Here is a 13,559-nt window from a genome sequence, read left to right as displayed (position 1 = left end):
ATTTTCCTCTTAAAAAATCACAGAAAATACTTTACATTTACTACAATATAATTGGCATTTGGCTAGTTATGGTTTTAATAGTAAAATGTTAAAACGTTCTGTCATTTCTTAAAATTCGTAACCCATTAACTCTAAATAAAAGTGAAAGCAAAAGGATTAGTTCTCGTGTTTTGTGTGTTTTTTATTTTTCAATCTTGCGGCAGAAAATCAGCAGCCGATTTCAATTCCGATTTTTCATTATTTAAAGAGTATATAGTCAGTTTCACCGGAGGGATAGTCTCGTCGGAATCTGATATTCGGGTGGTTTTGGCTTTCGATAAAAAAGAATGGAAAGCCAATCAGGTTTTAGACAGCGATTTGTTTGATATTTCCCCGAGTGTTGACGGTAAAGTAGTAGCACTTTCTCCAAATACAATTGCTTTTATCCCGGAAAAAAAGTTGAAACCCGGAACAGAATATCAGGTTACTTTAAACTTAGATAAACTGATCACACTTCCAAAAGAGAAAGAAAAAGATCTTTCGGATTTTAATTTTACGGTTAAAACCATCAAGCAGGATTTTACGATTAATACTGCTGATATTCAATCCTACAGTAAAGAATATCAATACCTGAACTGCGTGCTAAAAACAGCGGATAATATCGATATTGAAACGGCTAAAAAGTTAGTTGAAGCCAAACAAAAAGGGAATAATCTTAAAATTAAATTTGAGAAAAACTCGGGTTCAGGAAAAGAATTCCATTTTATAATTGACAGTATTCAGCGTTATTCTGAAGCCACAAATCTGGAGATTATTTACGACGGAAGTGATTTTGATATTGATCAGAAAGGTCAAATCGATGTTCCGATTACGAATATAAACGAATTTAAAATCGTTAAAGTTGAGGTTCCGGACGGAAGCAATCAATCCGTTTTAATTAACTTTTCTGAGCCCTTAGAAAAGGGACAGGATTTTGCAGGGTTAGTTTCGATTCAGAATACCAATAATCTGAAATTCTCCACTCAGGGAAATTTACTGAAAGTATATTTTAATAATGAAAAAGCACCAGTTCAAAAAGAAGTTACGGTTTCAGTACCGGTAGAAGAAACTGCGGTTTCTTTAGTAGATTCGGCTGCAGTTGTGATTGATAGCGCTGCGGCGGTTGTAGGCGATGCCGTAGAAGTGGTTCAGGAAGAAGAAACCACAGCCGAACCCGAACAAATTTTGGCCGGAGATTTATTGATTGAAGTTTTTCAGGGAATCGAAAGTCAGTATGGCAAAAAAATGGATTCAAATTACACCGAGAAAATATCTTTTGACCAAATAAAACCAAGCATCAAATTCATTAAAAACGGAACCATTCTGCCAAGCTCCAATAATTTAAAACTGAATTTTGAAGCGGTAAACTTAAGTGCTGTAGATGTAAAAGTCTATAAAATTTACAAGAACAATATCCTGCAGTTTTTGCAGTACAATGAATTAAACGGAGCTCAAAATCTCAAGAAAGTGGCTCAGCCCGTCGCCAGGACAACGCTGAATTTAATTGAAAGTAAATTGATAAATCCTGGTAAGTGGAACACTTTTGCGTTGGATTTATCCAAAATAATCACGCCGGAACCGGGAGCAATTTACAGAGTAGAGTTTGTTTATAAAAAGAAATATTCATTATACCAATGCGAATCTTCAGAAGAAGATTCAAATGATGAAGAAGAGGAAGAAGTTGATGAAAATGATGTAAATTATAGTGGTAACTCCTACGACGACTACTATTATGATGATTACGAATGGAGAGAAAGCCAGGATCCTTGTACGAGCTCTTATTATTATAATGCTAAAATCGCAACTAATATTCTGGCAACAGATTTGGGAGTAATTGCAAAAAGAGGCGAGAACAAATCGTATTTATTTGCTGTAAATAATATTGTAACAACTGAACCGGTTTCGAATGCAAGAGTGGATTTGTATAATTTCCAACAACAGAAAATTGGTACAGGAGCAACAAGTAGTGAAGGAATCGCTTCCTTTCAGTTGGATAAATTTGCTTATTTTGCCATAGTTTCCTTAGGAAATCAATCCACTTACGTGAAGCTGGATGACGGACTTTCTTTGTCTGTCAGTAATTTTGATGTTGCCGGCGAAACCCTGCAAAAAGGTTTAAAAGGCTTTATTTATGGAGAACGAGGCGTTTGGCGTCCGGGTGATAATTTGTATTTGTCTTTCATTTTAAATGATGCTTCAAATAAACTTCCAAAATCACATCCAATCAAATTTAGATTAAACGATCCGAATGGAAAAACAGTTTATCAGACGGTTCAAAAAACTAATGAACTAAATCATTATGCTTTTACCGTTCCAACAAGCCAGGACGCACCAACAGGAAATTGGGAAGCGATGGTAAGTGTTGGTGGCGCTAAATTTTACAAAAGCATTAAAATCGAAACAATCAAACCAAATCGTTTAAAAATCAAAAATAATTTCTCCAGAAAAACGCTTTCGTCTTCTTATCCAAATACGAGCAATCTCGAAGTGACCTGGCTTCACGGTGCCATTGCTAAAAATCTGAATGTAGAAATGCAGGCAAAGTTTTCTCAGCAAACAACTACTTTTAAAGGATACGAGAAATTTAGTTTTGATGATTTAGTACGTAAATTCAGCACAGAAGAAATTAATGTTTTCTCGGGAAAATTAAACGAAAACGGAAAAGCATCGGTAAATATTCAACCCAAATTGCAAGGTCAGGCACCAGGGATGCTTCGTGCTTCGTTCATCACAAAAGTGTATGAAGAAGGTGGAGATTTTAGTACCGATGTGATTTCGACGACTTATTCTCCATACAAAACCTATGTTGGAATTAAATCACCGGAACCAAACAAATACGGAATGCTGGAAACCAGAACTAACAATCGTTTTGATATTGTGACGGTTGATGAAAATGGAAGACCAAAATCGGTGAGAAATCTTGAAGTTAAGGTTTATAAAGTAGAATGGCGCTGGTGGTGGGATGCTTCGAGTGATAATTTATCGAATTATAATTCTTCGAATGCCACAACTTCTTACAAAACATTTGTAATCAATACCGATTCAAGCGGAAAAGGAAGTGTTCAGTTTTCATTGACTGATGAAGAATGGGGCCGTTATTTAATTCGAGTTTCAGATAATACAGATGGTCATGCAACGGCTTTAACGGTTAATATAGACTGGCCAATTTGGTCTGGAAAAACACGAAACAGAGATGCTTCAACAGCCAATATGTTAGTTTTTTCTACAGATAAAAAGAATTATGCAGTAGGCGAAAAAGCGCAGATCTCTTTCCCTTCAAGTGAAGGCGGACGAGCTTTGATTTCTATCGAGAACGGATCAAAAGTAGTACAGACCATTTGGGCTAAAACACAAAAAGGAGAAACAAAAGTAGAAGTGCCAATTACTTCCGCGATGGCTCCAAATGTCTATTTTAATATCACATTATTACAACCACATGCATCCACTAAAAATGATTCGCCAATTCGTATGTACGGAATTGTTCCGATTGAAGTGGTGGATAAAAATACCATTCTGGCACCAACACTTTCAATGCCGGATGTTTTAAAACCAGAGCAGACCTTTACGGTAAAAGTGGGAGAAAAAACCGGAAAAGAAATGACCTATACCATTGCAGTTGTTGATGAAGGTTTATTGGATTTAACCCGTTTTAAAACACCAAACGCCTGGGATAGTTTTTATGTTCGTGAAGCTTTGGGCGTTAAAACATGGGATATTTATGATGATGTAATAGGTGCATATGGTGGAAAAATAAATCAGATTTTCAGTATTGGTGGAGATCAGGATTTGGGCGGTGGAAAAGCTAAAAAAGCAAATCGTTTTAAACCTGTGGTATTGTATTACGGTCCGTTTAAATTAGAAAAAGGGCAAACCAAATCGCATCAATTAAAATTGCCGAAATATATTGGTTCTGTTCGAACGATGGTGGTTGCGGGCGATGCCAATACAAGTGCTTACGGAAGTGTTGAAAAAGCAACTCCGGTAAAAAGTCCGTTGATGGTTTTGGCTTCATTGCCGAGAAAAATTTCGCCTTCAGAAAAAGTAACTATTCCTGTTACGGTTTTTGCAACAGAGAATAATATCAAAAATGTTTCGATTCAGATTAAAACCAGCAATGGCTTAAAAGTTATGGGAAGTGCAACGCAATCCTTGACTTTTGCTTCGCCTGATGAAAAAATGGCGTATTTTAATTTAGTTGTAGGTTCAGCTACCGGAATTGCAAAAGTGCAGGTTATCGCCACTTCAGGAAAAGAGAAATCGGTTTATGATGTAGAAATCGATATGACAAATCCGAATCCGGTTACGAATACTTTTACAGATGTGATTTTGCCTCCAAATAGTACCAAAACTATTTCTTGGAAAACATTTGGAGTTTCTGGAAGTAATAAAGCAAGATTAGAAGTTTCATCAATGCCAACCATGAATTTAAATGGAAGATTGCAATACCTTATTCAGTATCCTCATGGATGTGTGGAGCAAACGACTTCTTCGGTTTTTCCACAATTGTATTTAAATGATGTTGTTGATTTAGATGCGACTCGTAAAGGAATTATTCAAAAGAATATCACGGCCGGAATTACAAGATTAGGAAGTTTTCAATTGTCAAATGGTGGAGTGGCTTATTGGCAAGGAAATACGATTGCAGATGATTGGGGAACTTCATATGCAGGTCATTTCCTTATTGAAGCAGAGAAAAAAGGATACGTTTTGCCAATTAATTTCAAATCAAAATGGATTTCGTACCAGCAAAAAGAAGCAAAACAATGGCGTTTTGAACCGAAATACGGGAACGACTTGGCTCAGGCTTATAGATTATACACTTTGGCTTTAGCCGGAAATGCCGACTTATCTTCAATGAACAGATTAAGAGAAACCAAAGGGATTTCGAACGAAAGTAATTTGCGTTTAGCGGCAGCATATGTTTTGGCTGGACAAAAATCAGCAGGATTGAACCTGTTTTTACATAGTAAAATTGAAGACGAATCGAGTAACTATAATTATTACTATTATGGTTCAAGCGAAAGAAACAGAGCCATGGCTTTGGAAACGATGCTGCTGTTAGGACAAAAACAAAAAGCATTTAATATGGCTTCAAAATTAGCCAAACAAATGTCAAACAATCAGTGGATGAGCACGCAGACCACGGCTTATTGTTTGTATGCAATGTCTAAATTCGCCGTTAGCAACGGTCCAAAAGGAATTAATATTCAGTTTAGCAAAAACGGAAAAGGCGAGAGGATAAATACTCAAAAAACAATCGCAGACAGAAGTTTGGTTGTTCAAACGGGGTCTAACAGTGTAACGCTGAAAAACATTAAAAATAACACAGTTTACGTTCGTGTTTTAAATACCGGAATATTACCAATCGGACAAGAGAAAGCAATTCAGAGTGATGTTTCGGCTTCTATTGTTTTCAAAAACAGAAAAGGAAGTGTTATTAATGTTTCTAAAATTAGCCAGGGAACCGAGTTTATCGCTGAAGTTACCATAAGAAATCAAAGAAATGAGCATGTAGAAAATGTTGCATTATCTCAAATTCTGCCTTCAGGTTTTGAAATTGTGAATACTCGTTTTACTGATTACGGAGATGCAACAAACAACATTGCAGATTATATTGATATTCGTGATGACAGAACTAATTTTTATTTTGGAATGAAAGCAGGAGAAACAAAAGTTTTCAGGATTTTGTTGAATGCTTCTTATCTTGGGAATTATTATTTGCCAGGTTTACAATGTGAAGCGATGTATGATAATACATTCTTAGCCAGAACAAAAGGATTCTGGGTTGAGGTGGTAAAATAAAATAATTAGCCACAGATTACACGGATTAAAAGGATTTTTAAATCTGTGTTAATCTGTGTAATCTGTGGTAAAAAGAAACTTTGCGAACTTTGCGTAAACCTTTGCGCTCTTTGCGGTTAATAACTATTAGGTTGAAAAATAAATTAATAGCGTTCTCACAACGCATTATAAATTGGATAAAAAAGAATAAAATAAAATCGGCAATTGTATTTATACTCTTGCTGATTTATTATTTTTCTATTCCTAGAACTTTATTTCAGGAACCTTATTCTACGGTAATTGAAAGTAAGGAAGGAGAATTACTTGGTGCGAAAATAGCCGATGACGGACAATGGCGTTTTCCTGCACAAGACAGTGTACCGGATAAATTCAAAAAATGTATTGTCTATTTTGAGGACGAATATTTCTATAAACATCCCGGATTTAACCCCGTTGCGATGGTAAACGCCATTAAACAAAACAATAAAGCAGGGAAAGTTGTGCGAGGCGGAAGTACGTTGACGCAGCAAGTTATTCGCTTATCCCGAAAAGGAAAAGGGAGGACTTATTTTGAAAAATTAATCGAAATTATTCTGGCAACCCGATTAGAATTGGGGTATTCTAAAAATGAAATTTTAGAATTGTATGCAGCTCATGCGCCGTTTGGAGGAAATGTGGTTGGACTTGAAATGGCTTCGTGGCGTTATTTTGGTGTGCAATCTAGTCAATTATCCTGGGCTGAGAATGCTGTATTGGCCGTTTTACCTAATGCACCAAGTCTAATTTACCCGGGAAAAAACCAGATAAAATTATTAAATAAACGTAATAGGCTTTTACTGAAATTGCATCAGGAAGGCATAATTGACAAGCAGACTTATGAACTTTCAATAGAAGAACCATTACCTCAAAAACCCTATGATTTACCTCAAATTGCGCCTCATTTATTACAGCGTGTGGCAAAAAATGAAGAAGGAACTCGTGTAAAAACGACAATAGATTACGCTTTGCAGAATAGAGTCAATCAAATTGCAAGATATTACTACAATCAGTATAAACAAAATGAAGTAAACAATCTGGCAATTTTGGTTATCGATGTTTCAAATCGAAATGTGATGAGTTACGTTGGAAATGCTCCAACAGATAATAACCATCAAAAAGATGTTGATATTATTGACGCGCCAAGAAGTACCGGAAGTATTTTAAAAACCGCTTTTATATGCCGGAATGTTAGACGACGGTGAATTACTGCCGAATACTTTAGTTGCCGATGTACCAACGCAAATCGCAGGATATACACCGCAAAATTTTAACCTCACATTTGATGGAGCTGTTCCGGCGCATCGGGCTTTGTCTCGATCATTAAATATCCCGGCAGTTTTGATGCTGCAGGATTTTGGTGTGAATAAGTTTTATGAAGAATTGCAAAAATTCAAATTGAGAGACATTAATAAAACGCCGGATCATTACGGATTGTCACTTATTTAGGTGGTGCCGAAAGTAATTTATGGGATTTGTGCCGAACTTACGCAGGTTTATCTTCAACAGTAAATTATTATACTAAAAATCAAGCGAAGTATCGTACAAAAGAATTTGCAGAGCTGAATTATAAAAATGATTTTGAGCCTGATTTTGGTTCGGAATCTGATCAGAAGAATATAATAGGTGCCGGATCAATTTGGTTAACGTATAATGCAATGGAAGAAGTAAACAGGCCAGAAGGAGATGAAGCCTGGAAGTTTTATGACAGCTCGTTGAAAATTGCCTGGAAAACGGGAAACAAGTTTTGGAAATAGAGATGCCTGGGCAATTGGCACCAATTCAAAATATGTAGTTGGAATCTGGGTTGGAAATGCGACAGGCGAAGGAAGACCGACTTTAACCGGAGTGACCAGTGCAGCACCAATTTTATTTGATGTTTTTAATTTATTGCCAAGACAAAGATGGTTTGAAACACCTTATAAAGATTAGAAGAAGTTGAGGTTTGCCGCTTAAGCGGTTATCTGGCGAAAGAAGATTGCCCTAAAATCAAACAATGGGTTTCTAAAAAAGGAAAATCAACAGCCGTTTGTCCGTATCATAAAAAGGTTCATTTAGATAAATCAGAGCGATTCCAGGTAAATAGCAGTTGTGAAAGCGTTGATAATATTGTGACTAAAAGCTGGTTTGTTTTGCCTCCGGTTATGGCGTGGTATTATAAAAGCCAGCATATTGAATATTTGCCTTTGCCTCCGTTTAAAGAAGATTGTCAGGGAACACAAACCACAACAATGGATTTTATTTATCCGAAAACGAATAGTAAAATTTATTTAACGAAGAATTTTAACAGTGAGGTACAGCCTGTAATTTTAAAAGTAGCTTATCTGAAAGAGATAAAGAACTTTTTTGGTATGTTGATGATGTTTATAAAGCAACAACCAAAACGTTTCATGAATTGCCAATTACACCAACCTCAGGGACTCATTATATTACGGTTGTAGATGCTTTTGGAAATGAAATTAGAAGGAAAATTGAAATTGTGAGGGAGTGAGTTTTTTTGAAAATGAATATAATTTAGCCTAAATAGCGCTTTTTGATTTACATCAAAATTTTTACTTTTTTGTTTATACACCTTTGCGGTAAATTAATTATTAAACAAAATTTAAAAATGAAGAAAAAGTATTTTAAGTACATCAACACATTGTTTGTTGTGATTCCAATGACGTTAATTATGGCCTTTGTGGGATTAATGCGTAATTATGGTTTTGGTGAAGATTGGTTTTTAAAGTTTCTTAAGGCTTGGAGTGTTATGTTGCCTGTAGCATATTTAGCAGCCTTTATTATCATTCCGAATGCTAGAAAATTAGCAGAAAGAACAACCTCAAAATCATAATTTACGGAATAGGTTTTTTGTATATTCGTGAATATTAGAAATTGATAAATGATAGAGCAACTCGCTAATTACATCAAAAGCATTATAACTGTTACAGACGAAGAGTTAGCCATAATTCTTTCTTATTTTAAACCGTTAAAGACGGAGAAGAATGAGTTGCTAGTAGTTCAGGGGCAGATGAATCAAAGAAGCTTTTTTGTGGGTTCAGGTTGTTTGCGAATATATTTTATTACCGAAAATGGGCAGGAAGCAACGCGATATTTAGCATTTGAAAATAACTTTGCGACTGCGTTGTGTAGTTTTATTTCAAATGAGCCATCGTTAGAATTTATTCAGGCATTAGAACCAACAGAATTACTTTATATTTCGAGCCCGGATTTTTATCATTTACTTGAAATTATTCCGGCATGGGAAAAATTCTATCGACATTATTTAGAAAACGCCTATGTAACTAATACCAATAGGCTTATGTCTTTCTTAACTCTTGATGCAACAGAAAGATACAAACAGTTGATGGATGTAAATCCGAAGATTATTCAGCGTTTACCAAACAGAATAGTAGCAACTTACCTGAATATTTCACAAGAAACATTGAGTAGATTAAAATCTAAACGCTACTAATTTTCCCCTTACTCAATTGCATTCCTGATTAGATCTTGTAAAAGGTAAAATGAATTATGAAAACTGCTGTCTAGCCCAGATAGGAGCGGTATCCTTTTTCTTGCTCCTTTAGCAAGGAAAAGATACAAGCGGATAGCTGGAAAGAGCTCCTGAAAATAGCCAACGAATTCACGAATTAAAATTAAAAATAATTGGTGTTCATTCGTGTAATTGCTTCGCCAGTTCGCTCTCGCTCGTGTCGTGGCGAAAAAAAACCCATAAAAAACCGCCAATCTTTCGAGAGGCGGTTTTTATTTTATTCTAGAATAACATTTCCTTTTTTATCATAGAAATGGTATTCTAAGTACGTGTAAGCGTCACGAGGTATGATTTTCACCCATTTCTTATGCTCAAAAAACCATTTTGAACGTAATGATGGAAAACCTTTGCTGAGGTATGCAGCCACAAACGGATGTACATTAAGCACAACACTTTTGTGGGTTTTTAAAAGTCGGTCTAAATCTAGTGCGATTTTATCAATGATCAAAATTGGCGCTTCAATTTCGCCATGTTCATTGTTTGGATCTTCTTCTCTAGTTTTAATATTTACTTCTGGTCTTACGCCGCTGTCTTGTAATCTGGACTAAACCAAATTTACTTGGCGGTAATATTTTATGTTTTGCTTTATCGTCGCTCATTTCTTCTCGCAAGAAGTCGAACAAAACTTTCCTGTTTTCAGGATTAGACATATCGATAAAATCAATCACGATGATACCGCCCATATCGCGCAGACGAAGTTGTCTGGCAATTTCAGCAGCAGCGATCATATTTACTTCCATGGCTGTGTCTTCCTGATTGGTCGCCTTATTAGAACGGTTTCCGCTGTTTACGTCGATAACGTGAAGAGCTTCAGTGTGTTCGATAATAAGATAAGCGCCTTTACTCATGGAAACGGTACGTCCAAATGAAGTTTTGATTTGTCTCTCTATATTGTATTTCTCGAAAATTGGAGTGTCGTTTGATTGATAAAACTTTACAATTGATTGTTTTGAAGGTGCAATTTCTTGCAGATATTCCTTCGTTTGATGGTACAACTCTTCGTCATCTATTTGAATACCGCTGAAGGTATCATTAAATACATCTCTTAATATCGAAGAAGCTCTGTTGAGCTCTCCTAATACTTTTGATGGATGATGAGCAGTTGGTAATTTTTTACACATTGCAGTCCATCTGCTAAGCAGGTTCTGCAAATCTTTTTCTAATTCGGCTACGTTTTTGCCTTCGGCTACTGTGCGAACAATAACACCAAATCCTTTTGGTTTGATAGATAGAACAAGTTTTTTTAGACGATCCTTTTCCTTTTTGTCCTCTATTTTTTGAGAAATAGAAACACGGTCAGAAAACGGAACGAGAACAATAAATCTTCCTGCCAATGAAAGCTCAGCGCTAATTCTTGGACCTTTGGTCGATATAGGTTCTTTAACAACTTGAACTAAACAGATTGATTGGCACTTAAAATATCAGTAATGATGCCATCTTTGTCAATCTCTTTTTCAAACTGAAAGGTTTTTAGGGAGAAATCTTTTATTTTACCTGCGCTTACAAGTTTTATGAATTTCAGTTGGGAAGCTAAGTTAGGTCCTAAATCGTGATAATGTAAAAAGGCATCTTTTTCGAAGCCTACATTTACAAAAGCAGCGTTAAGTCCAGCAACTGGTTTTCGTATTTTGGCGATAAAAATATCACCAACCTGAAAGTTGCTTTTCTCTTCTTCCTTGTGTAATTCAATTAGTTTTCCATCTTTTAATAAGGCAAAATCTACGGCTTCAGAACTAGATCTAATGATTAATTCTTTATTCACACTGTAAATTTTTATCTGTTTTTTTCAGAAAATAGAATATAGAAAATAGAATATAGACTTAAAAGCCTAAAATCTGAAATCTAAAATCTAAAATCTTATCTACAGATGGATAAACAATATTTTTAACAGGTATTAACCCGGGGGATTTTAGTAAGCAGTTTCAGTATCAGTTGGCAGTTTTAAGCTGCAGACTGTGACTGAGTACTGAGACTAATTTCCAATTTCAATGAACGTTTAAAAAGAAAAAAGTAGTTTAAAACTACTTTTTCTTTTTGTGACGGTTAGCTCTCGCTCTTTTTTTTCTTTTGTGAGTAGCTACCTTATGTCTCTTTCTTTTTTTACCACTTGGCATATCGTGTCGATTTTATGATTAATTAATAGTATTATTTGCTTCGTTGTTCGTTTTAACTCCCCTACAAATACTTTTGCAGGTTTAAACGCAGGAATGTTGTGTGCAGGAATTTTGATTGTGGTGTTTTTTTGAAATGTTTCTTCCTGTCTTTTCAGCTCTGGTTTTTACGATAAAACTTCCGAAACCTCTTAGGTAAACATTGTCACCAGTTTCTAATGAAGTTTTAACTTCTTCCATAAAAGTTTCTACTGTTGCTTGAACATCTCCTTTTTCAAGGACCAAGTTTCTCTGAAATTTTCGCTACGATATCTGCTTTCGTCATTTTCTTTCCTATTTTATTTTATAAATGATGTACTATTTTTTTGAGTTTGCAAATATAGGAATTAAAAAATATTAATCAAGCTAATTCGTTAAATTTTAATTACATAAACATTTACTTTTGTTTTCAAAGGATTTTACAATGGATTTTCATAAACATATTGATAAGTTGGTATTTACAGAACAAGCGTGATTTGCCATGGCGAAATACGGTCGATCCGTACCTAATTTGGCTCTCAGAAATTATGCTGCAACAGACAAGAGTAGCGCAGGGAATGCCTTACTTTTTCAATTTTTACGCAAGAATTCCTACAGTGTTTGATTTGGCAAATGCATCAGAAGAACAGGTTTTGAAACTTTGGCAGGGTCTCGGGTATTATTCCCGGGCAAGAAATTTGCATAAACGGCTCAATATGTAGCAAATGAGTTAAATGGAGTTTTTCCTGAAAACTATGCATGTTATTAAAATTAAAAGGTGTTGGTGAATATACTGCCGCTGCGATTGCTTCTTTTTCGTATAATGAAGCTGTTCCGGTTGTGATGGAAATGTATTTAGGGTGCTTTCCCGTTATTTTGATATTGAATCGGATATTGGTCTGCCCGGCGACAAAAAAGAATTTACAGAACTGGCTTTTGAATTAATGCCAAAAAATAACCCGGCAATCTTTAATCAGGCAATAATGGAATTTGGCGCTTTGCAATGCGTACCTAAAAGTCCGAATTGTATGATTTGTGTTTTTAACGAAGTTGTGCGGCTTTGCAAAAAAAGAAAGTTGATGCTTTACCGGTAAAATCAAAAAAGTAAAAGTGACGAATCGCTTCTTTAATTATTTGATTTTGGATGACGCTTTAGGAAACACTTAATTCAAAAAAGAACAGCAAAAGGAATTTGGCATATCTATATGAATTTCCTCTTTTAGAAACAGATGAATTGTTGGTTTTGATGTTGTTCAAAAGCAGTTCAGTTTGATATTTTTCCTTCCTATACTATATAGGTATAGAGGAGTGTGCGGAAAGGACTGTTATTCATAAGCTTTCGCATCAACATCTTCAATCAGTTCTGGAAGGTTAAATTAAAGAAAAAATTGCGAACGGCATGAATACCATGATTTAAAAGATTTTCCTTTTCCAATTGTGATTTATAATTTATGGAAAAGCAGGAAATAATTTGCTAAAAAAATGTATCTTTGGGGTAAATACCACTAAAAACTATGAACGGAACTTTAAATAAGGTAATGCTGATTGGCCATTTGGGTGATGATGTGAAAATGCATTATTTTGATGGAGGAAACTGCATCGGTCGTTTTCAGTTAGCTACAAATGAAGTATATATCAACAAAACGACCAACGAAAAAATAACTTCAACAGAATGGCATAATTTAGTTGTACGCAATAAAGCGGCTGAAATCTGTGAGAAATATTTATCGAAAGGCGATAAAATATATGTTGAAGGACGTATAAATCTCGTCAATGGCAAGCCGAAGACGGCACAACGAAATTACGACCGAAATTCAGGTTTACTGAGTTTACTTTCCTGACTACCAAAAAGAAACAGGAAATCATAAGCCACATCAGATCAGGGAATCCACAAAAATACTAACTTTGATGCGTCGAACGAAAGCCTGCCTATAAACGACTTGCCTTTCTGATTGTTTAACTAATCTTTTTTAATTTGGACCCGGAGCCCAGTTTTGTTTTTTACTACAACTTTAGACATCAATTTAATAATTGGTTTTGTCGGAAATATTTATTTTGCTGTT

The 13,559-nt window shown here is 35.3% G+C and carries 5 protein-coding genes and 4 pseudogenes; 7 read left to right on the top strand and 2 right to left on the bottom strand.

What is annotated here, in order from left to right; genetic code table 11:
- Positions 1-141 precede the first annotated feature (141 nt).
- The 4 genes and pseudogenes from IHE43_RS00040 (at position 142) to IHE43_RS00025 (ending at position 9,289) form a co-directional block, all read left to right on the top strand.
- Positions 142-5,820, top strand: coding sequence for an alpha-2-macroglobulin (locus IHE43_RS00040; protein WP_192186109.1), 5,679 nt, complete (start codon positions 142-144; stop codon positions 5,818-5,820).
- Positions 5,821-5,951: 131 nt separating this feature from the next.
- Positions 5,952-8,326 (top strand): annotated as a pseudogene (gene pbpC / locus IHE43_RS00035) (penicillin-binding protein 1C).
- 117 nt (positions 8,327-8,443) lie between these two features.
- Positions 8,444-8,668, top strand: coding sequence for a DUF2798 domain-containing protein (locus tag IHE43_RS00030; protein ID WP_192186103.1), 225 nt, complete (start codon positions 8,444-8,446; stop codon positions 8,666-8,668).
- A gap of 48 nt (positions 8,669-8,716) precedes the next feature.
- Positions 8,717-9,289: a Crp/Fnr family transcriptional regulator gene (locus IHE43_RS00025; RefSeq protein ID WP_192186102.1), complete on the top strand. Its 573-nt coding sequence runs from the start codon at positions 8,717-8,719 to the stop codon at positions 9,287-9,289.
- A gap of 295 nt (positions 9,290-9,584) precedes the next feature.
- Here IHE43_RS00025 and IHE43_RS00020 read toward each other — a convergent pair.
- Both IHE43_RS00020 and IHE43_RS00015 read right to left on the bottom strand, forming a co-directional pair.
- Positions 9,585-11,129 (bottom strand): annotated as a pseudogene (locus IHE43_RS00020) (Rne/Rng family ribonuclease).
- A gap of 370 nt (positions 11,130-11,499) precedes the next feature.
- Positions 11,500-11,803: pseudogene (locus IHE43_RS00015) on the bottom strand (HU family DNA-binding protein).
- A gap of 241 nt (positions 11,804-12,044) precedes the next feature.
- Between IHE43_RS00015 and IHE43_RS23990 the strand changes: the two are divergent.
- The 3 genes and pseudogenes from IHE43_RS23990 to IHE43_RS00005 all read left to right on the top strand — a co-directional run bounded on the left by IHE43_RS23990 (position 12,045) and on the right by IHE43_RS00005 (position 13,448).
- Positions 12,045-12,218, top strand: a complete 174-nt coding sequence (locus tag IHE43_RS23990) for a hypothetical protein (protein ID WP_370526753.1) — start codon at positions 12,045-12,047, stop codon at positions 12,216-12,218.
- Positions 12,219-12,255: 37 nt separating this feature from the next.
- On the top strand, positions 12,256-12,441 hold the full coding sequence (locus IHE43_RS23985; RefSeq protein WP_370526677.1) for a hypothetical protein: 186 nt from the start codon (positions 12,256-12,258) through the stop codon (positions 12,439-12,441).
- 569 nt (positions 12,442-13,010) lie between these two features.
- Positions 13,011-13,448, top strand: a pseudogene (locus IHE43_RS00005) (single-stranded DNA-binding protein).
- Positions 13,449-13,559: the final 111 nt, after the last annotated feature.

The sequence above is a fragment of the Flavobacterium sp. MDT1-60 genome (assembly GCF_014844035.1).
Taxonomy (GTDB): Bacteria; Bacteroidota; Bacteroidia; order Flavobacteriales; family Flavobacteriaceae; genus Flavobacterium.
The sequence above is the reverse complement of the archived record's forward strand: the minus strand, read 5'-3'. Positions and strand labels throughout refer to the sequence as shown.